Below are 19,266 nucleotides of genomic sequence, written 5' to 3'. Positions count from 1 at the left end.
CCTGGAGCGACAGCGCTGAGCGGGGCTGATGCCGCCTGTTTCGGCAAGAATCCGCTGAATCGACGAATGATTTCGGTCGAACAGCTGAGCAATGTGCTGAAGGGACTCGCCCTTACGCCAGCGCTCCCACATCAATGCCTTCTGACTGTCCGTGTAATAAATTCGAGGTCTGTTTTTCATCGCAACACTCCTCCTGCCTAAAGCAGTTTATAGTGTTGCGTCGACCGGTTGAATCCACAGCCAAGAGCAGACATCGTCATGGAAGCTAAAAATGAATCGGTGCATATTTTTCGCAGTCTCTGTGTTTGCGGCATCATTAACCTATGGCCAGGAATTGAAGATAGACAGCATTGACCTCGATAACACCTACCAATTAATGGCATCTGACGGTGCATCCATTGTTCGTTCGGCCCAAAGGAAGTCGCCGGACATATTGCATATGCAGCTTGATGATGAAGTCTCGAATGCTAGAAGAATAGTGGTGATAAATTCGCCAGCGCCCAAAACAGCGCTTTCAGTTGCGCTTGCAAGAGCTTGGAAAAGAGACTTTATTGAAGAGGGCGTGGAGGGAACGAGGACCATGCTATTGGAGTGCCAGCGAGAGACCTCTGTGCTATTAATCATGCCGTTTATGCGAAGCGATGGGCAGCAGGCTCACTGTTTCAGATTTTAACGAATTTGGTATGGCCCAAAAGAAGTTATACAGGATTTCCGGCCACTACTTCTGCGAAGTGGCCGTGTTCGGCAGCGGCCGGTCGCTTCAATATGCACCTGTAAAAGCCAAGTTGGCATGCCTACCGACAAACCTCACTGCCGCCATCGAAGACTATCCGCCAGGTCTTGGGCGCTTCCAGCCGCCAGATGGAGTTGAAGCGCGCGATCAGCTTGCCGTCAGGCGCATACACCGGCCCCGAGGTGCGCGCCAGCGTGCCGGAGGGTAGCACGTCGACCTGATCCGGCTCCCACGAGAATGGCGCGTCCGGCTTGTCGAAGAACTTCTTCCAGCCGTCCGCCACCGCCTTCTTGCCGCGCTGGGCGCGCTCACCGGTCTCGAAAATGGTTTCCTCCGAGAGGAAACTGACGAAGGCCGCATGGTCGCGCGCCTTCATGGTGGCGGCAAACGCGCGCTCCACATTGGCCACTTCCTCCTGAATTCCGGTAAATGCCGGCGCCGCCTGCGCGCCTGTGGCCAGCAGCGCAGCCAGCGTAAAAGCCATCCATTTCATCGCCATCCCCTTGTTCTCTAGACAAAGAAATATTAACACCGTTTGCAATTTATCCGAAAACGGAGTATAAAGAATCCATTACCGGAGGATTTATGCTCAATTATGCCTACCCCCGCAGTCGCTTCGAGCCAACCGTACTGGTGGACCTGAACGCCAAAGCCGAGCGCGAGCGCCTGTCGAAGTCGGCCCTCAAGGGCTTTTTCAAGCTGGTCGCCACCTGGAAGGTGCGCGATGAAGACGCGCGCCAACTGCTGGGCGGCCTATCCAACAGCGCCTACTACGACTGGAAAAAGAATCCCGAGCGCACGCTGGAGGTGGACTGCATCACGCGCATCTCCTACCTGCTGGGCATCTACAAGGCGCTGCACATCATTTACGGCGACAAACTGGCCGATGAATGGATTTCCCTGCCCAACAATAATCAAATTTTCGAAGGCCGCACGCCGCTGGCCTACATGCTGGGCGGCGGGCTGCTGGCCATGCAAACCGTGCGTCAGTTGCTGGACGCCCGCCGCGGAGGACTGTAAGTGCCGGTCAGCCTCGTTCCTTCCCTGCCCCTGACCGCGCTGCGCCAGTTCGACACCTGCCGACTGCTGCCCTCCCGCTTTGCGGACGTGGAGGATTCCGTCCTCTCGCCGCTGGCCGAGAACGACGATCACCTGCGCGACCTGTTCGATCTGGATAACGCCACCAACGCGCGCCTGCGCACGCAGAATGGCGGCTCGGCCGGCATCAACGTCGATGAACTGGTGTTCGGCGTGCCGAACTTCCGCATCGTCAACGCCGCCTTTACCTACGCCCGTCCCGAGGGCAGCCGCTTCAACGATGGCCGCCGTGGCGCGTGGTACTGCGCCTTTGACGCCGAGACGGCGCTGGCGGAAGTCAGCTTCCACAAGGCCGTGGAATACGCGGAAATCAACCGCTTCGACGACAGCGTGCAGTATCAATGCATGCTGGCCGATTTCACCGCCAGCTTCCACGACTTGCGCGGGCAGGCACGCTATGAGGACTGCCTGGCGCCGGACAGCTATATCGCATCGCAAACGCTGGCGGAACGCCTGCTGGACAGCGGTTCGCTGGGCGTCATCTACCCGAGCGTGCGGCGCGAAGGCGGCATCAACCTGGCCTGCTTCCGCCCCGCGCTGGTGGGCAATGTTCGCAAAGGTCCGGCCTATCGGTTAACATGGCAGGGTAGCCCGGTACCGAAGATAGAAATTATTTAACCATGCAAACCAAACCAGAAAAAGACCTCGAACTCCGCAACAAAGTGAACCGCGAAACGGCGCGCCTGCCGTGGACCGAGCTGCTCAAGCACTTCGCGCAGGGGAATGTGGTGTGGGTCGCCAATTCGCTGGATCTGGTCGATGTCGCCGTGCGCATCTCGCACGACGACAAGGCCAACATCACCCAGTGGATGAACGCCGGCCTGCTCGCCAAGGTCAACGACCAGCAGGCACAGGAATGGCTGGACCACAACACCCAGCTGTGGGCGTGCGTGGTCAGCCCCTTCGTTCTGGTACAGCAGGAAAAAGCCGTACCAGCCCATATCCACTGATCAGAACTTGAAGCTGCCCACGTCCAGCGTCAGCGTGCCGCCGCAAGCCGGCGTGGTGGCTTCGCGGTTGCCGCTTGCAGTCGACTGATTGCTCTCCCAGACGGTGCTCACGCCGTACTTCATGAACTTGTACTGGAAGGCTGTCGCTGGCGGCAGCTGGATAGTGCGCGACCACGGCACATTGGCGCCGCTGCCTTCAATCGTCAGCTGATTGCTGCTACCCTGTACCCAGTTGCCCAGCTGCGCGAGGTTGCCGACCACGTAGACGTTCTGGCCATAGACGGTGTTGGCGTTGGCCACGCGGAAGGTCACCGGCACCGTGGTGCAGGAGCCGCCACCGCTACCGCCGACTTTCTGATTGACGTGCAGCGCCACCGCCGGCACCACCGAGCCGCCGTTGGCCGGAATGCTCACGCTGATCACGCCATTGCTGCCGACGGTGACGCTGTCGCTGGTGCACGCGGTGCCGGCCGCGTTCAGCACACCATGCACCACGTTGCAGTAGGTTCCGGCCGGCAGTGCGGTTTGCAACGAGGCGTTCCATACCGCGTTTTCATTATTAATCGCCACAAAGCCCTTGGCCCCGCGGCCGAAGGCGATCTGGTTGCCGGTGCCATTGGTGAAGTAGTCCACGCCCTGCCCCGAGGTGGCGGCGCGGAAGGCCACCATGTTGGCGATATCGCTCCAGCGGTGGATGAAGTCCCAGTTCTGGTTGATCAGCGGATTACCGCTGGCGTCGAACGGACTGGCGCTTGGCGGCGCCTGATCGTAGCTGGTGAAGCGGAAGCCGGAATGCAGTTGCGCCGAGCCATACGGCCACGCCAGCATGAAGATGTTGGCCAGGTCGTAGCGCTTGGTGCCCTGCGTGTCGTTGGTGGTGCCCGAGACGTAATTGCTGGCGACCAGCGAGCTGCCGTTGCGCTCCGTGTCCCAGTTATTCACGAACACCGTCGCCTTATCGCTTGGCACAAAGCCCCAGGTGCCACCCCAGTTGCCTGGCGTGCCCATGATGGAGCGGATCTGCGACAGATTGGCGCCGTTCTCGTTGCGGAACACGGCTTTCATCGCATAGCTGAACTGGAATTCGTTGAGCGTGCCATTGGGGTAGTAATCCGAACGCACCACGTTGCTGTCCGGGATAACCTCCTGCGTCACCCACAGCGTTTCACCGGAGGTGGTGGTGTGCGTGACGCCATTCAGGATGGACGTCAGGTCGGATGCCAGCATGTGCTTGGCAGCGTCGAAGCGGAAGCCATCCACGCCCATGTTGATCAGCTTGGTCAGGAAGTTTTTGACCTGTCCTTGCACATAAGAGCCTTCGGTTTTCAAGTCCGGCAGGCCGCTCAGGCGGCAGTTGACCACGTTGTAGCGGTTGCCCGGCGAGCCGTAGTCGCCACTCGCGATATCGCAGGCCGGGTGGAAGTCGCTGCCGCTGAAGTAAGGATAAGTGAGTGTCGACGCGTTCCAGGTCGAGCCATCGGTCGCCGTGCCGGCGCCGGCAGCCAGGTGATTGACCACCACGTCGACATACACCCGCACCTTGGCGGCGTGACAGGTGTTGACCATGGCCTGGAACTCGGCCTCCGTGCCCATATTGCTCTTCAACGAAACGAAGTTGACCGGCTGGTACACGTCCCACCACGCGCCCAGGCTGGCCGAGGCCTGGGGCGGCGAAACCTGCACCGCGCCGAAGCCTTGCGGTCCGAGCCAGTTGGTGCACTCCTTGGCGATGTCGTTCCACTTCCAGCGGAACATCTGGACCGAGGTGTCGGCCGGGTTGAATGCGGCGTGCGCCGGCCCCGTTGCGGCGCCGGCAAGGATGCCGGCCGCCAGCAGCGATTTCACGATTGTCATGTGCGTTCTCCAGTGTAGTTATGATTCGGGAAATGATGTCCCCCGAACAAAATGTAGCAGAACTACAGTTAACTGCAACCGTGCTCACCAAATGGAACCGGTGCCATTCGTTGCTGTGTAATCAAAGTACAACAGCGATACGTTTCCTCACATCGCACGCGAGGAAAAAGTCATTGGACGCTGGCACAACAAGCGACGCAGCATGAAAGGACACCAAACACAACAATGGAGACCCTATGTTCAAGCACCTCAAGCAAGGAGCGGCGTGCGCTATCGCCCTGCTCGCCCTGTCAGCCAACGCCGCCACATGGACACTCAGCGGTGACCTGGTCACCCACGATCCCGACCTGTACAAGGAAAACAGCACGTGGTGGATTGTTGAAACCAGCGACACTGGCATCGGCGTCAAATATTCGGCCGACGGTCACGCCTGGAAACAGGGCGTCAGCATTTTCGGCAACGGCCTGTCGTGGTGGGGGCAATACAATGGCAATAGCAAGACCGTGTGGGCGCCGGACGTGCATGTCTGGAACGGCAAGGCGATCCTGTACTATGCTGTCTCCACTTTTGGCTCGCAAAAATCGGCCATCGGCCTGGCGACGGCGTCCAGCATCGCCACCGGCAACTGGACCGACCAGGGCGCGGTGCTGACCTCGGCGGCGGGTGGCGATTTCAATGCCATTGACCCTAACTTCTTTGTCGACAAAGCGGGCCAACCGTGGCTGAGCTACGGCTCGTTCTGGACCGGCATCTACACCACCCGCGTGGACGCCAACACGCTCAAGCCGATCGGCTCGCGCTATCATCTGGCGGCCGACAGCAGCGGCATCGAAAATGCCTTCATCATGTCGAACGGTTCGTATTACTACCTGTTCGTCTCCAAGGGCACTTGCTGCGCGGGCGCCAACAGCACGTATCACATCTCCTACGGCCGTTCGACCAGCATCACCGGCCCTTATCTCGACAAGAACGGCGTCAATATGCTGAATGGCGGCGGCACCACGCTCGATGCGGGCGGTGGGCGCTTCATCGCGCCGGGCGGCGAATCGGTGAGCAACGGCGTGATGGCCCGTCATGAACTGGACAGCCAGAACGGCTACAACGGCGTGCTGTTCATGAATGACCTGACCTTCGTCAACGGCTGGCCCACTTACTGATGCATCAGCGTTATGCACTGGCCGGCGTGGCGGCGCTGCTGGCGGCGGTGACGCTGCTCGTCTCGCAGCCGACCGCCGAGGCGCCCGCAGCGCCGGCCCGTGCATCCGCCCCCGAAGCGCGCGCGCCAACCGCGGCCGCCGAGCGTTTCTTCCGTGAACTGGGCAATGCCGATCCCGGCCCACCCATCGAGATCGCGCTGACCGACACACAAGACCTCGTCGCCGATTTCGCGCTGCGCGAGATCATGGATTACTACCTGCTGGAACGCAGCGACGCAGGCCGCTGGCAGGCGCTGCTCGGGCATCTGCGCCGCACGCTGCCGTCTGCGGCCGCGCGCGAAGCGGAGCAGCTTGCGCAAAGCTATCGCGCCTACCTGGCGGAACATGACACGCTACTGGCCGCGCAGAATTTCCACGACCAGCCCGATCTTGGCCGGCTGGCGAGCTGGCAGCAGCAGCAACGGCAACTGCGCCTGCGCATGCTGGGCGCCAGGGTCAGCGAAGAATGGTTCGGTAGCGAGGACGCCTATCTCACGCAGGCACTGGAAGAAGCCGGCCGGCCGCAAGCCGGTCCGCCGGCAAGCGAGGACGAAGCGCGTCACCGCGAGCACATGCGGCAAGTGCTGCGCGACACGGTGAGCGGCGCCCGGCCGGCGTCACGCTACTCGCCGCAGACCCTCACCAACTGAGTGTCAACCCGAACGCCATCATCTCGCGAACAGGTAATCGCACCCTTGGTCGGATGGATCGCGGGCGAGGATGCGATCGTACAGTCCGACGTTTTCCTTCAGACTGCGCTCGACGTCTTCCGGCAGCAGCAGGCCAGCCGCCACCTGCTGCCCTGCGGCGGTGCGCACTGCGGCCACGTAAGCGTCGCGGTTGGCGTAGCGCGCTTCCAGGCTTGGGCGCGGATCGCCGGCCGCCACGCGTTCCGCTTCGGTGCGGGCGAATGGCACGAAACTGCCGTCAAAGCGCGAGGTGGCCCAGGCGAAGCCAGTGTCCGGCGCGCGCAAGTTCCAGCCGGTGTGGGTGCCGAGCGGCGCTTGCAGTTCCACCAGTCGCACGCCGCCCTTGTCGTTGCCGTCGGCATCCGGCGTCGGCACACGGGTTTCGAAATCGTCGCCGTGTTTCGGTGGGACGGTGTCGGCGATGCCCTGGGTATCGAAGCGCCGGCCGAAGTTCAGGCGCGGTTCGCGCAGATTCTGTTCCGGCGGCGTGATGCCCAGGCCCTTCGGGAAGATCGCGCGGTAGTCGGCCACGGTGGTCAGCGTGCCGTCCGCCAGTTGCGGGTAGGCGCTGGCCGGCGGCTGCTTGCCTTTCACGGTCCAGTCATCCAGCGCGACGATCAGGGCGCGCATCGGCAGGTAATGATCGGTGGTCGAGACGCAGGCGGTGAAGGGTGCGCGCTTGTTGGAGCGGCCCACGTAGTGCTGCGCGCCCATGAAACCGTAGACGCGTACATTCTCGGCCGGCGCCACATCGCGCTCGCCGTCGGGCGTGGTGGCAATCAGCGAGGCGCCGCGATTCCAGAATTCAGTGGAAGTATTGGCGTAGAACAGCTTGGGCAGCTTGCCTTGCTTGTCGCGCGCTTTGTCCAGCGTGGACGCGGTCTTGCCGGTGGCGGAGTCGCGCGTCGGCGCACTGGTGAACGGGAAAGCGTCGGCTGGATAGTCGTGTTCCTCCATCATCGATGGATGGCGGGTCGGCTGGGCGAAGCGGCTGTTGAAGCCCGCCGAGCCGCCGGCGCCCGGCACTTGCAGATACGCGCCGCTGAATACCAGCTTGCCGCCTTCGTCGACGTTGAGGCCATCGTGCATCATGCGGCCGATCAGGCGGCCCGATTGGCTGATGCCGAACATCAGCACATTGCGCGGCGCAGGCGCGCCTTCGAATGGATGGTCGCGGAAGTATGACAGCAAGTCACGGATGCCGGCCAGACCGGCGCCGGTGACGTAGGGGTCCCTGGCGACGTACGTGATCTCGTAAATGGTGTCTGGTTTGAAGCCGCCTTCCAGCTGCACGCGGCCCGGACCGCCCTTCAGTTCCGGCTCGACGAAGCGCCAGGCGCTGCGCGGAATGGGCTTGCGCTGGTCGCCCTGGCGCGCGCGTTCGGTCAGCTGCGCGTGCGGATCGTTGGGCGTGGCCGGTTCGTAGGTCAGGCCGCGCATGCCGGCGTAGGTGACGATGTCGGTCGGTGCGTTGACGGTAAATTCGTTCTGCACCTTGCCCTTGACGCCTTTGGCGACCGGCGGCGCGAAGACCAGCGGGCGCGGCGCCGTACCGGCGGCGGGAGCGGTCGGCGCCACGTCCCATGTCCACGCGGAGAACAGCAGCGAGAAGCCGTGGCGCATCAGGAAGCCGTCACCGGCGTCGGCGGCGGTGGCCGGATCGTTATTGGCCGGGCTGCGGCCATTGACTTGTCCGAGGATGGCGATGTTGCCGCGGTTATTCACGTCGTAGAGCAGCGTGGTTGGCTGCGCGGCGGTCGGGCGCAGCAGCACGAATTCGCTGGAGAACAGCACGCGGCCCTGCTTGTCGCGCGGCGCTTTTTTCAGGTCGACGATGGACGCATTGGCTGCGGCTTTCGGATCGAGCGCGTAATAGGCGATGCCGCGTATCTTTTCATATGCGCCGTATTCGCCGAAAGTGACGCCGGGCGCGAACGGCACACGTTCAACTACTTGAATGCGCTCCACCGCGGCGTGCGCCGTGCTTACCGCCGCCGCCATCGCCAACATCGTCAACTTGCGTTTCATCCCGCGCTCCCGATAGGTAAAACACCTATCGTAGCAAGGCGCTTAGCAGACGTCCACCCACTTCCCTTCGGTGACGGAAGCCAGCATGGCCGGGGTGATGCGAATGGCGCTGTTGATGGAGCCGGCGGCCGGCAGCACTTCATCGAAGTTGTTGAGCGAGTGGTCGAGATAGACAGGCAGTGGCTGCGGCAGGCCGAATGGGCAAACACCGCCGACCGGATGGCTGGTCAGCTCGACCACTTCGTCGGCCGACAGCATCTTGCCCTTGCCGAAAGCGTCCTTGAACTTCTTATTGTCCACGCGGGCGATGCCGCTGGCCACCAGCAGAATCACCCTGCCCTCGGCGACGCGGAAGGCCAGCGTCTTGGCGATGCGGCCCGGCTCCACGCCGTGCGCCTCCGCCGCCAGCGCCACGGTGGCGGTACTGGCTTCGGTCTCGATGATGGGCAATTGGATATCGCGCGAGTGGAAAAACTCGCGTACGGATTGCAGGCTCATAGGAATATGCTGGACAGTTGGAACTGTCCAGCATATTAGCAGAGCGGCTTAATTCGAGAGCAGCAGGCTGGCAATGATGCCGGTGGTGATGCCAACCAAAACGTAGTCGCTGCCGGTCTGCACCCAGTGATAGCCGCGCGGCGGCGCGCTCAGATGGTGGGCGCGCCAGTTGTCGACCACGTACTGACGGCTGCGGTATTCCAGCGGCAGGCGGCCGCCCTTGCGCAAGTCGTGACGCGGGCCGGCGCCGCGATCGCGCCCCCAATCGCCGTCGTGACGGTAATCCTGACGGTCGTTGCGGCGGTCGTGGCTGTAACGGTCGCGGTCATGGTCGCGACGATCGTTGTCGTGGCGGTTCTGCGCCGAGGCCGCGCCGCTCACGCCCACCAATGCCGCCAGCACGGCGGCCATCATCACTTTACGGTTCATGTCGAACTCCTTGAAAAGTGCTTCGATGAGTACAGCTTAGCCGCTGCACGCGCACCAATCTGTTCGACAACGAACGTTATTCAGGTTGGCGTATCGACATCATCCCAGTCGCGGTCTTCGAAGCGCACCAGCCAGTTGAGGGCGTGGTGGCGTTCTTGCAGTACGCCGTCGTTCAGGTTGGCCGGGACGGGCGTCTTTTTGAGGATGGCCTGGCGGCTGGCCCAGTGCTGGCGGTAGTGCAAATCCAGCGCGTCGAGGATATCGCTGGCGGCGCGCGCGCCCAACTGCTTGCGCAAGCCTTCGGTGCCGCGCTCGATCACTGTGCTGGAGATCGACGACACGTCGCAGATCGCATCGGCGAACGGCAGTTCCGATTGCAGGCCGAGCGCCCATTGCAGCACCAGAATGGCTTCGTAACGCCACAGGAATTGCGTGGCCATTTGCTGCGTCGGCGCTTCCTGTGCGAGGAAATCGCGCTCGGCGTCGGTCAGGCCGGCGAAGGCTGGCGGAAAGCGTTCCTGTAGCGCGGCGACCGGAATCGGCGTCTCGCCGGTGAGCGACTCGGCGCGAATGGCGACCACGAACAGCGCCAGCATGCGGCGCAGAATATCTTCCGGTGCGCGCAGGCGCAGCTCCGGTTCAGAGACCAGCGGTGGCAGATCAGCCGGCACCGTGATCTTGCGCGCGGCCAGTTGCGCCTCGCTGCGCGCCTTGCGCTGCCAGGCCTGCGGCGGATATGGCACCACGGCTTTCGGATCACCCTCGCCCTTGCCGGCGGGGGCCAGCAGCACCCGGCCTTGCGGATCGCGCACGCTGCCATCCGCCATGAAGACGACGGCGTTGGCGGCTTCCGCCCACTTGTGGAAATCGGCCATATGGGTCGGATCGACAGCAAAGCTGATGTGGTGCTGGGTGCGTTGCAGGTGGCGGATCACGTGATAGCGCGTGCGGCTCATGGCGCCCTGCCCCTGTTCGGCCAGCAGATGCATCATGCCGTTCAGGTGCGGCGCCAGTTCGCTGCCGGAGAGATCGCGGCGGCCGTTGACCACATGCGGGAAAGCCGGCTTGGGCGCATCGCCCACGGTGCAATAAGCGTTGAGCAGGACGTGATTGCTGATGTCTTGAGGCTTGAACAGCTGTTTGAGTCGATTGAGCATAACAATTTATACAGTTAACGCATCTCCAGCGCGCGGCGACGTCGCGGCGGCGGGAATGCCTGATCCAATGCGGCCAGATCGGCGGCGGAAAGCCGGATATCGGCCGCAGCGCGGTTGGCGCGCAAGTGTACAGGATCGACGGCTTTGGGGATAGCGATCACGCCTTCCTGATGCAACACCCAGGCCAGCGCGATCTGCGCCGGCGTGACGCCATGGGCGTTGGCGACGGCCTTGAGGCCGGGATTTTCCAGCAGCGCGGCCTGCTCGCGGCCCGAGGTTTCCAGCGGTGAGTAAGCCATGATGGGCATGCCTTGAGCGCGCGCCCACGGCAGCAGATCGAATTCCATACCACGCTTCATCAGGTTATACAGCACCTGATTGGTGGCGGGCGCGCCGTAGGCCAGCGCCTCTTCCATGTTTTCGAGATCGAAGTTACTGACGCCGTAGGCCTTGATCTTGCCGCCCTTCTTCAGCGCTTCGAAGCCGTCGAAAGTCTCGGCCAGTGGGTGATGACCCTGCCAGTGCAACAAATACAAATCGATAGCCTCGATCTTCAAACGACGAAGGCTACGCTCGCAAGCCTGCCGCACACCGTCGAAGCTGGCGTTATGCGGATACACCTTGCTGACAATGAAAGCCTCATCACGCCGTCCGGCGATGGCCGCGGCAACCACCTCCTCCGCCCCGCCCTCGGCATACATCTCAGCGGTATCGATCAGCGTCATGCCAAGATCGAGTCCGAGCTGCAAAGCCCGCACCTCATCCGGCTTGCGCGCCGCCTTCTCGCCCATATTCCACGTGCCCTGCCCCAGCGCCGGGACAGTCGCACCAGAAAGAAAACGCACAGTTTTCATCGTACCTCCAGCCAAGTTCGGGGTCAGCTCTGTCATTTGGACACGCGAACCAGTTCTTTGATCTATCTCAATACGCAAATCCGGGCGTTTTCACGTATTGAGATAGATCAAAAGATAGCGCTAGCTGTCCGAATGTCAGAGCTGACCCCGAATTTTACAAATTTTAATGCCCGCCTCCCAAATAGGCGGCGATGACTTTGGGGTCGGTTTTCAGGTTTTCCGCGGGGCCGTGGACGGAGATGCTGCCGTTTTCCAGCACGTAGCCGTAGTCGGCCACGTTTAGCGCGGCGGCGGCGAATTGCTCCACCAGCAGCATCGTTACGCCTTCGGATTTCAGGCGCTGGATGATGCGGAAGACTTCTTCTACCAGGATCGGTGCGAGACCCATCGAGGGCTCGTCCAGCAGGATCACTTCGGGGTTGAGCATCACGGCGCGCGCCATCGCCAGCATTTGCTGTTCGCCGCCCGATAGCGTACCGGCCAGCTGCGTTTGGCGCTCTTTCAGACGCGGGAACAGTTCCAGCGCTTTTTCCAGGTCGCGTTTGATGTCGCCCTTCGGCCGCGCGCGGGTGAAGCGCGGGAAGGCGCCCAGCAGCAGGTTGTCGGTCACGCTCATCGAGGCGAATACGCGCCGTCCTTCCGGCGAGTGCGCCAGCCCGGCGCGGGCGATTTTGTGCGAGTCGTAGCCGGTGATGTCTTTGCCGTCCAGCGTCACCTTGCCGCCTTTCGGTTTGATCATGCCGGAGATGGCGCGCATGGTGGTGGTTTTGCCGGCGCCGTTGGAGCCGATCAGTGTCACCAGTTTCCCTTTCGGGACGTCCAGCGAGATGCCGTGCAGGACTTCGACTTTGCCGTACGCGGCGTGCAGATTGGAGATCGATAGCATGTCCTGTCCTCGTCAGTGCGCCGCCGGCGCTTTGGTTCCGCCATGTTCTTCGCCGCTGCCGCCCAGATAGGCTTCGATCACTTTCGGATCGCTTTGCACGGCCGCCGGTTTGCCTTCCGCGATTTTCTGGCCGAAGTCCAGCACGGTCACGGTGTCAGACAGCGCCATCACCACGTCCATGTGGTGCTCGATCAGGATGATGGTGATGCCATGGTCGCGGATTTTGCGGATGATGGACATCAGTTCCTTGATGTCCGGCGCGGTCAGGCCGGCCGCCGGTTCATCCAGCAACAGCAGGCGCGGGCTCAAGCCCAGCGCGCGCCCTATCTCCAGCAGGCGCTGTTTGCCATATGGGAGGTTGCGCGCTTCTTCGTTGGCCAGGTCGGACAGGCCGACAAATTCGAGTATGCTGGCCGCCCGCTCACGCGCGGCTTTCTCTTCGCGCTTGTAGCGCGGCGTTTGCAGCATCACATCCAGCACGTTCGATTTGAAGGTGTTGTGCAGGCCGACCAGCACGTTCTCGGTCGCCGTCATTTCGCCAAACAGCTGCACGTTCTGGAAGGTGCGCGCTACGCCGCCCAGCGCGATCTCGGACGGTGTGCGGCCAGAGATCACGGCGCCGGAAAACGCCACTTTGCCGGCGGTCGGTTTGTAGATCCCGGTCAGTACGTTCATCATGGTCGATTTGCCGGAGCCGTTAGGCCCGATCAGGCCATGCACCGAGCCCTGGATCACGTTCAGGTCGACCTGATTCAGCGCTTTCAGGCCGCCGAACTGCATCAGGATCTGGTCCACTTTCAGTAGCGATTCGCCAGCCTTGCCGCCTTCCGCATGGCCGAACGGCGCCACGCCGGTCGATTGTACCGCCTTGGCGTGCACCGCGCCGCGTCCCATCAGCCCAAGCAGGAAGCCGACGATACCGTCTTGCAGGTAGTAGACCACGAACAGTGTCATCAAGCCAAAGATGGTCAGGCGCCAGTCGACGATGTTCTCCAGCTTGAACGAGAACGCCGCCATGCCGACGGTGGCGATCAGCGGCACCAGCACGCCGCGCAACGTGGAGCGCTTGCGCGCGATCGCCAGCGCGGAACCGATCACGCCCAGCACCGCCGCCGCGACGGCGATTTTGCGGAACAGTTCAATATCGGCCAGCAGGCTGGGGAGCATGACCACGATCAGCGCGCCGATCAGCGAACCGGATCGCGTTTTGCGCCCGCCCATGATCACGGCCAGCAGGAACAGGATGGTCAGTTCGAAGGTGTAGGAGCTCGGGTTGATGTACTCTTCCGAGTACGCATACAAGCTGCCCGACAGGCCGGCGAAACCGGCGCTGATGATGAAGGCGTACACTTTGTAGCGGTACACCGATACGCCCATGCAGTCGGAGGCGATCGGGCTGTCGCGCAGCGCTTCGAACGCGCGGCCAAGGTTGGATTTGAGGATGCGATGTACCACCACCAGCGACACCACCATCAGCAGCGCCACCATGTAGTAGTACTGCACCTCGTCCAGTTTTTTCCCGAGCAGCACCGGCTTGGCGATCTTGATGCCCATCGGGCCTTCGGTCAGCCAGGTCATTTCGTTGATCAGGATCTGGATGATGGTACCGAAGGCCAGCGTCACCATGGCCAGATACGGCCCCGTCACGCGCAACGCCGGCAAGGCAAGGACGGCGCCGAACACCGCCGCCACCGCCACCGAGGCCGGGATGGTGATCCAGAACGGCGCGGACAATTTGAACACCAGCACCCCGGTGACATACGCGCCGATGCCGAACAAGCCCGCATGGCCCAGCGACACCTGCCCGGTGTAACCGACCACGATATCAAGGCCGAACAATAGTATCGCGTAGATCAGTATCGTTTCGAATAGATGGATGTAGTAAGGATTAGGAATCAGCGCCGGATAAAGCGCCAGTACAGCCAGCCCGGCCACACTTGCTGCGACGATTGTCTTCTTCATGGGTCAGACCTTTTTGATGGCGGCTTTGCCGAACAGGCCGGACGGCTTCACCGCCAGCACCAGCAGGAGCAGCAGCAAGCCCGGTACGTCCTTGTACCCGGTGGAGATGTAGTAACCGGCCGTGGTCTCGACCACGCCCAGTATCAGCCCGCCGACGATGGCGCCCACGCCCGAGGTCAGGCCGCCGATGATGGCCACCGCAAAGGCTTTGAGGCCCAGCGAGGCGCCCATGGTGGCGCCGGTCAGCGTCAGCGGCGCCACCAGCACGCCGGCAAACGCGGCGACGGCGGACGACAGCGCATACGAGAAGGTGATCACCATGCCGGTGTTAATGCCCATCAGGCCCGCCGCGTCGCGGTCGTTGGCGGTGGCCACCACCGCCTTGCCGTAGATGGATTTGCGGTTGAAGATTTCCACCGCCGCCATGATGGCCAGTGCGCCCACCACCACGGCGATCTGCATCGGCTGCACGTTGGCGCCGAAGATTTCGATCGGCGCGGAGGACAGCGGCGACGGGAAGGTCAGGTCGTCCTTGCCCCAGATATTCTCGGCCACGTTCTTGAAGATGATGGCCAGCGCGATGGTGGACATGATCCAGCCGAATTCGGATTTGATCTTGATGGCCGGCCGCACGCCGATCCATTCCACCAGCATGCCTTGCAGCGCGCCGAAGACGATCACGATGGGGATCATCAACAGGTAGCCCATGTATGGCCCACCATGGATGTTCCCGACCAGGCTAAGCCCCACCAGCGCGCCCAGCATCAGCGATTCGCCCTGGCCGAAGTTCAGCGTGCCGGAGGTCGCGAACGTCAGCTGGTAGCCAAAGGCGATCACCGCGTAGATCATGCCCAGCGCAATGCCGCTGAACACCAGTTGCAATAGGATTTCCATATTTTCCCCGACAAGAAAATGGCCAGGCTTGCGTTCACAAGACTGGCCATCGTGGCGCTAGGCGGCCTTACTTGGCCAGTACGACTTTGCCGTCTTTGACTTCACCGAAGACGGTGGTCTCGGCGTTGATCGCTTCGTGGTCGTCCTTGGCGTATGGCTTGGCGTAGGTGGTGACCACGCCTTCGACTTTCTCGCTGAGGTTTTCCAGCGCCGCTTTCACTTTCGGGCCGTCGGTGCTGCCGGCCTGCTTGATGGCGGCGGCCAGCAGGTAGATCGAGTCATAGCCCTGCGCCGCCGATACCGGCGACGGCATGCGGCCTTGCGGCGGGTTGTAGGCTTTCACGTAAGCGTCGATGAAGGCTTTGCGCTTGGGCGTGTTCGGGTCCTGGATGAAGGTTTGCGGCATGCGGGTGCCGTTGCCGTTCTTGCCGGCGTTGTCGATGAAGTTGGCCATCGACAGGGTCCAGCTGCCGATCAGCGGCACTTTCCAGCCCAGTTTTTCCATGCCGTTGGCGATCTGCGCCAGTTCAGGGCCGATGCCATAGGTGAGCACCACTTCCGCGCCGGCCTGCTTGGCTTTCAGCAGCTGGGCGGTCATGTCGACGTCCTTGATGTTGTACTTCTCGGTGGCGACGGCCTTCAGGCCTTTCTCGGCCAGCGCTTTTTCCAGGTCTTCGCGGCCCAATTGGCCGTAGTTGGTGGAGTCGGCCAGGATGGCGACCTTCTTGAATTTGCGATTGTCCACCGCTTCCTTGACGATCATGTGCGACTGGATCTGGTCATTGGCGGAGTTGCGGAAGATGTAGTTTTCCGGCTGGTCGGCGAACTGTCTGGTGATGATGGAGCCGGTGGCGACGTTGTTCATCACCGGGATTTTGGCGTCCTGGTAAAAGCGCTGCGAGGCCAGCGCCACGCCGGTGTTGATGTAGCCGACGGTGGCCACGACTTTTTCTTTGTTGATGAGTTCTTGCGCGATCTGCACGCCGCGTTCCGGCTTGGCTTCGTCGTCGCGTTCCACCAGCACGATCTGACGGCCAAGGATACCGCCCTTGGCGTTGATGTCGGCCACGGCCAGCTTGACGCCGTCGCGCATCGACACGCCCATCGGTGCGGAACCGCCGGTGAAGGGACCGGACACGCCGATCTTGATGGGATCAGCCGCCTGGGAGGAAGCTGCGAAACCGAGTGCTACACCTGCAACCAGCAATTTCAATGTGAAATTCATGTGCCATCTCCTGTTTATACAACGCTTTTTTAGTAGTCGTACGCTGGAAAGTCGCCCCATCGGAGACCGATTGTAGGTTAGTAGAACAGCATCGGCAACAGATAGATGTGCGGCATCGCAGCAAGGAGGCCGCTGTAAGCTGGCAGTAAGGATTACATGGCCGGCGTGGCGCGGCGCAAGGCGCGGTTGGCGAAGCGCATCTGGGTTTCGGCCAGCGCTTCGTTGCGCTCAAAGCCCATGGAGCCATCGCGCAGGCCGATGGCCATGGCCATCACGGCTTCCGGGTATTCCAGGTCGGCGGCTTTTTCGATCCAGCGGCGGGCGGCGATTTCGTCGCGCTTGACGCCTTCGCCGCTGAGATAGAGTTTGGCCAGCGCGAACATGGCGGCCGGGATCTGGCGGTTGGCGGCAAATTGCAGCCAGTGGGCGGCGGTTTTCAGGTCGCGCGTCACGGCCATGCCGTTCTGGTACATCATGCCGAGGTAGTAGGCGGCCAGGGCGTCGCCTTTCCTGGCGGCGTTGCTGAACAGTTCAAAGGCGCGCGGCAGGTTGGCCGGCACGCCATCGGCGCCGCGCAGCGCCAGACGCCCCTCTTCCACCGGCCCGGCGACAGCGGCACCGCACAGCGTCACCCCGGCGGCCAGCAACACGATAGCGGCGCAACGGCGCGCGGCGGCGATGAGCGGCGCGGCGGCCCGCGACGCGGCGACGGACGGCTGGTGGAGCCCGGCGGGGTTGGCGGGCTGGCGCGGCTGGCTCATTTGCTTAAGTCGATGGCGTACAGGGCAAAGCCTTTGCCGCCGCCATCGTCCGGTTTGAGTTGCGATACGCCCGTCAGGCCGGCGTCGCGCGCGAGGTCGAGCAGGCCGGGGGCGGAATGGAAGACCACCGCGCCTTTGACCGTCACCGGCGCGAACCGCCAGCTGCGCGCGCTGCCGTTGCGGGCGCGGGTCAGCTGCTTCGCTTTCCGGATGTAGGCGATCAGCACATCGCGGCTGGAGTCCGGCGCGGCGATCACGGTCTTGCTGCCATCCAGGCCCGGGAAGGCGCCGCCGCCAGCAGCACGGTAGCTGTTGGTGGCGACTAAAAATTGCTGCGATGGCGACAACGGCGCACCTTGGTAGTGCAAGCCGACGATGCGCTGGCCCACGGGCTGGGTGACGTCGATCTGGTAAGTCACGTCGGCGCTGGTCAGCATGTCGAAGTTAAAGCCGGCGAAGGCGGCGTTGATCAGTTCCTGCGGCGCGGTGGCGGCAGGATCGATGCGGTTGAAGCGTTCGGCCGATTTTTCCAGCCATGCCTTCAGGCCGGCGCCGCTCAGCTTCACAGCGTGCAGCGCGTTCGGATACAGATACAGGTCGGCGGCGTTGTTCAGGGCGACCGCGCCTGGCTTGACGTCGGTGTAGTCGGCCACGCCGGCCGCGCCGGTCTTGAACGGCGACGCCATGGACAGCACCGGCAACGCGGCATACTGCGGCAGGTTGGCCTTGACGTAGTCCTGCACATAAGCCGTCTGCGCCTGATTCACCAGTTGAATCGCGCTGATGTCGCCGACGTCGGCGAAATAGCTGGTCATGCGGAAGTCGCTGGTGCCGACCGGCGTTTTGACATAGTGGATGGTGGCCGCGTGTTCGGCCGCCACCAGCGGCGCGATGGCGGGATCGGCGGCGACGTAGCTGCCGTCTTTTTGCCTGGTGCTGCGCGCCTCCACCGTGGTGCGGCTCCGGTCGACCACCCAGCGCGCACCGTCGTACCTGAGATGCAGGCCGATCACGCCAAGGTGCTTGCCCCACAGGTTGGCCATCACGGTCGGCACGCCGAACACCGTGCCGCGCGCCTTGTCCACGCCCGGCAGGTTGAAGGCGGCGCGCTGGCTGGCGGCGTCCGGGAACGGCAGATGCTCGTGGCCGATCAGCATGGCGTCGATGCCCGGCACCTGCGCCAGATGGTAGTTGGCGTTTTCCATCTCCGGCGTGTACGGCGCGCCATCAAGGCCACCGTGCGAAATGGCGACCACCAGATCGGCGCCCTCGGCGCGCATCCGCGGGATGTACTTCTGCGCCGTCTCGCGCACGCCCTCGGCGTAGACCTTCCCGGCCAGCCATTGCTTGTCCCACGACAGCACGCCCGGCGGCGCAAAGCCGATGATGCCGATTTTGATGGCGGCCGTCAGCGGCTTGCCATCCGGGCCCGTGGCGCGCACCGTGCGCGTCAGGATGCGGTACGGCGCGAACAGCGGCTGGTGCGTGCGGACGCTGACAATATTCGCCAGCACGATCGGGAAGTCGGGACCGGCGCAGCGCGGCGCAGCGGCCGGCACGCCGTCGACGTCGAAATGGCTGGCGGTGACCTGGTTCAGGTACGGCAGGCCGTAATTGAATTCATGGTTGCCGACGCCGGCGCCGTCCACGCCCAGCGCGTTCATGGCTTTATAAATCGCCAGTGTCTCGCCGCAGGCCACCGGCTTGACCAGCGCCTGATAGTCGGCCAGCGCCGTGCCTTGCAGCGCGTCGCCGTTATCGAGCAGCAGGTTGTTCGGGTATTCCGCGCGCGCCTGCTTGATCAGCGTGGCCGTGCGTTCCAGCCCGATGGCGGGATCGGCTTGCAGCTTGTAATAGTCATAACTCAGCACGTTGGCGTGCAGGTCGGTCGTCTCCAGCAGCGCCAGCGTGGCCTCGGTCCCGGCCGGCGTCGCGCCGCCCCGCGGCAGGCTGGCGCAGGCGCCCGGCAAGGCAGGCAGCAATGCGGATAGCAAGGCGGGCAGCAGTAGGCAGGCGCGGTGATTTGGGCGCATGGACGACAGATTAAAGTTA

General features: G+C 62.8%; 18 protein-coding genes and 1 pseudogene. 5 read left to right on the top strand and 14 right to left on the bottom strand.

The window, feature by feature from the left end:
* Positions 1-180: pseudogene (locus tag GM676_RS19740) on the bottom strand (IS30 family transposase); the annotation flags it as partial.
* Between the two features lie 614 nt (positions 181-794).
* Positions 795-1,226, bottom strand: a complete 432-nt coding sequence (locus tag GM676_RS19735) for a YybH family protein (protein ID WP_211923266.1) — start codon at positions 1,224-1,226, stop codon at positions 795-797.
* Between the two features lie 92 nt (positions 1,227-1,318).
* Between GM676_RS19735 and GM676_RS19730 the strand changes: the two genes are divergently transcribed.
* From GM676_RS19730 to GM676_RS19720, 3 genes are read left to right on the top strand one after another with little or no spacing between them, the layout of a single operon-like run.
* Positions 1,319-1,753: an antitoxin Xre/MbcA/ParS toxin-binding domain-containing protein gene (locus GM676_RS19730; RefSeq protein ID WP_155465591.1), complete on the top strand. Its 435-nt coding sequence runs from the start codon at positions 1,319-1,321 to the stop codon at positions 1,751-1,753.
* Positions 1,754-2,449 (top strand): RES family NAD+ phosphorylase, encoded by a 696-nt coding sequence (locus GM676_RS19725; protein WP_371866304.1) that lies wholly within the window; start codon positions 1,754-1,756, stop codon positions 2,447-2,449.
* Positions 2,450-2,451: 2 nt separating this feature from the next.
* The gene (locus GM676_RS19720) at positions 2,452-2,781 is read left to right on the top strand and encodes a DUF2288 domain-containing protein (protein WP_155465590.1); all 330 of its coding nucleotides are present in this window, start codon (positions 2,452-2,454) and stop codon (positions 2,779-2,781) included.
* Here the strand turns inward: GM676_RS19720 and GM676_RS19715 are convergent, their stop codons facing one another.
* The gene (locus tag GM676_RS19715; RefSeq protein ID WP_155465589.1) at positions 2,782-4,635 is read right to left on the bottom strand and encodes a carbohydrate-binding module family 20 domain-containing protein; all 1,854 of its coding nucleotides are present in this window, start codon (positions 4,633-4,635) and stop codon (positions 2,782-2,784) included. It abuts the gene before it with no gap.
* Positions 4,636-4,871: 236 nt separating this feature from the next.
* On the opposite strand from GM676_RS19715, the gene GM676_RS19710 reads away from it, so the two are divergent.
* Together GM676_RS19710 and GM676_RS19705 are read left to right on the top strand one after the other, a co-directional pair.
* On the top strand, positions 4,872-5,792 hold the full coding sequence (locus tag GM676_RS19710; protein ID WP_155465588.1) for a family 43 glycosylhydrolase: 921 nt from the start codon (positions 4,872-4,874) through the stop codon (positions 5,790-5,792).
* Positions 5,792-6,481, top strand: coding sequence for a hypothetical protein (locus GM676_RS19705; RefSeq protein WP_155465587.1), 690 nt, complete (start codon positions 5,792-5,794; stop codon positions 6,479-6,481). Before GM676_RS19710 ends, GM676_RS19705 begins: the two co-directional genes overlap by 1 nt.
* An 18-nt stretch (positions 6,482-6,499) precedes the next feature.
* Here the strand turns inward: GM676_RS19705 and GM676_RS19700 are convergent, their stop codons facing one another.
* The 11 genes from GM676_RS19700 to GM676_RS19650 form a co-directional block, all read right to left on the bottom strand.
* Positions 6,500-8,548 carry an alpha/beta hydrolase domain-containing protein gene (locus tag GM676_RS19700; protein WP_155465586.1) on the bottom strand — a complete coding sequence of 683 codons (2,049 nt, stop codon included), beginning with the start codon at positions 8,546-8,548 and terminating at the stop codon, positions 6,500-6,502.
* 42 nt (positions 8,549-8,590) lie between these two features.
* A complete protein-coding gene (locus GM676_RS19695; RefSeq protein ID WP_155465585.1) occupies positions 8,591-9,046 on the bottom strand; it encodes a YbaK/EbsC family protein in 456 nt (151 codons plus the stop codon).
* A 48-nt stretch (positions 9,047-9,094) separates the two neighbouring features.
* On the bottom strand, positions 9,095-9,475 hold the full coding sequence (locus GM676_RS19690) for an RcnB family protein (RefSeq protein ID WP_155465584.1): 381 nt from the start codon (positions 9,473-9,475) through the stop codon (positions 9,095-9,097).
* An 80-nt stretch (positions 9,476-9,555) separates the two neighbouring features.
* Positions 9,556-10,632 carry a DUF4272 domain-containing protein gene (locus tag GM676_RS19685; RefSeq protein ID WP_155465583.1) on the bottom strand — a complete coding sequence of 359 codons (1,077 nt, stop codon included), beginning with the start codon at positions 10,630-10,632 and terminating at the stop codon, positions 9,556-9,558.
* Between the two features lie 14 nt (positions 10,633-10,646).
* On the bottom strand, positions 10,647-11,486 hold the full coding sequence (locus GM676_RS19680) for an aldo/keto reductase (protein WP_155465582.1): 840 nt from the start codon (positions 11,484-11,486) through the stop codon (positions 10,647-10,649).
* A 163-nt stretch (positions 11,487-11,649) separates the two neighbouring features.
* Complete coding sequence (locus tag GM676_RS19675; RefSeq protein ID WP_155465581.1) at positions 11,650-12,372, bottom strand: ABC transporter ATP-binding protein; 723 nt, start codon at positions 12,370-12,372, stop codon at positions 11,650-11,652.
* Between the two features lie 12 nt (positions 12,373-12,384).
* A complete protein-coding gene (locus tag GM676_RS19670) occupies positions 12,385-14,334 on the bottom strand; it encodes a branched-chain amino acid ABC transporter ATP-binding protein/permease (RefSeq protein ID WP_155465580.1) in 1,950 nt (649 codons plus the stop codon).
* A gap of 3 nt (positions 14,335-14,337) precedes the next feature.
* On the bottom strand, positions 14,338-15,228 hold the full coding sequence (locus GM676_RS19665; protein WP_155465579.1) for a branched-chain amino acid ABC transporter permease: 891 nt from the start codon (positions 15,226-15,228) through the stop codon (positions 14,338-14,340).
* A gap of 67 nt (positions 15,229-15,295) precedes the next feature.
* On the bottom strand, positions 15,296-16,453 hold the full coding sequence (locus GM676_RS19660) for an ABC transporter substrate-binding protein (protein WP_155465578.1): 1,158 nt from the start codon (positions 16,451-16,453) through the stop codon (positions 15,296-15,298).
* A 152-nt stretch (positions 16,454-16,605) separates the two neighbouring features.
* The gene (locus GM676_RS19655; protein ID WP_155465577.1) at positions 16,606-17,214 is read right to left on the bottom strand and encodes a tetratricopeptide repeat protein; all 609 of its coding nucleotides are present in this window, start codon (positions 17,212-17,214) and stop codon (positions 16,606-16,608) included.
* Entirely contained in the window at positions 17,211-19,247 is a 2,037-nt protein-coding gene (locus GM676_RS19650; RefSeq protein ID WP_155465576.1) for a bifunctional 2',3'-cyclic-nucleotide 2'-phosphodiesterase/3'-nucleotidase, read from the bottom strand. Before GM676_RS19650 ends, GM676_RS19655 begins: the two co-directional genes overlap by 4 nt.
* Positions 19,248-19,266 lie beyond the last annotated feature (19 nt).

Source organism: Duganella radicis, assembly GCF_009720825.1.
GTDB lineage: Bacteria > Pseudomonadota > Gammaproteobacteria > Burkholderiales > Burkholderiaceae_D > Rugamonas > Rugamonas radicis.
Note: the sequence above shows the minus strand (reverse complement) of the source record. Positions and strands in the feature narration are given on the sequence as shown.

Bases quoted from the DNA above. Each gene is read 5' to 3' on its own strand.
- GM676_RS19735 (WP_211923266.1), bottom strand. From the start codon at position 1,226: ATGAAATGGATGGCTTTTACGCTGGCTGCGCTGCTGGCCACAGGCGCG.
- GM676_RS19730 (WP_155465591.1), top strand. From the start codon at position 1,319: ATGCTCAATTATGCCTACCCCCGCAGTCGCTTCGAGCCAACCGTACTG.
- GM676_RS19720 (WP_155465590.1), top strand. From the start codon at position 2,452: ATGCAAACCAAACCAGAAAAAGACCTCGAACTCCGCAACAAAGTGAAC.
- GM676_RS19715 (WP_155465589.1), bottom strand. From the start codon at position 4,635: ATGACAATCGTGAAATCGCTGCTGGCGGCCGGCATCCTTGCCGGCGCC.
- GM676_RS19710 (WP_155465588.1), top strand. From the start codon at position 4,872: ATGTTCAAGCACCTCAAGCAAGGAGCGGCGTGCGCTATCGCCCTGCTC.
- GM676_RS19705 (WP_155465587.1), top strand. From the start codon at position 5,792: ATGCATCAGCGTTATGCACTGGCCGGCGTGGCGGCGCTGCTGGCGGCG.
- GM676_RS19700 (WP_155465586.1), bottom strand. From the start codon at position 8,548: ATGAAACGCAAGTTGACGATGTTGGCGATGGCGGCGGCGGTAAGCACG.
- GM676_RS19695 (WP_155465585.1), bottom strand. From the start codon at position 9,046: ATGAGCCTGCAATCCGTACGCGAGTTTTTCCACTCGCGCGATATCCAA.
- GM676_RS19690 (WP_155465584.1), bottom strand. From the start codon at position 9,475: ATGAACCGTAAAGTGATGATGGCCGCCGTGCTGGCGGCATTGGTGGGC.
- GM676_RS19685 (WP_155465583.1), bottom strand. From the start codon at position 10,632: ATGCTCAATCGACTCAAACAGCTGTTCAAGCCTCAAGACATCAGCAAT.
- GM676_RS19680 (WP_155465582.1), bottom strand. From the start codon at position 11,486: ATGAAAACTGTGCGTTTTCTTTCTGGTGCGACTGTCCCGGCGCTGGGG.
- GM676_RS19675 (WP_155465581.1), bottom strand. From the start codon at position 12,372: ATGCTATCGATCTCCAATCTGCACGCCGCGTACGGCAAAGTCGAAGTC.
- GM676_RS19670 (WP_155465580.1), bottom strand. From the start codon at position 14,334: ATGAAGAAGACAATCGTCGCAGCAAGTGTGGCCGGGCTGGCTGTACTG.
- GM676_RS19665 (WP_155465579.1), bottom strand. From the start codon at position 15,228: ATGGAAATCCTATTGCAACTGGTGTTCAGCGGCATTGCGCTGGGCATG.
- GM676_RS19660 (WP_155465578.1), bottom strand. From the start codon at position 16,453: ATGAATTTCACATTGAAATTGCTGGTTGCAGGTGTAGCACTCGGTTTC.
- GM676_RS19655 (WP_155465577.1), bottom strand. From the start codon at position 17,214: ATGAGCCAGCCGCGCCAGCCCGCCAACCCCGCCGGGCTCCACCAGCCG.
- GM676_RS19650 (WP_155465576.1), bottom strand. From the start codon at position 19,247: ATGCGCCCAAATCACCGCGCCTGCCTACTGCTGCCCGCCTTGCTATCC.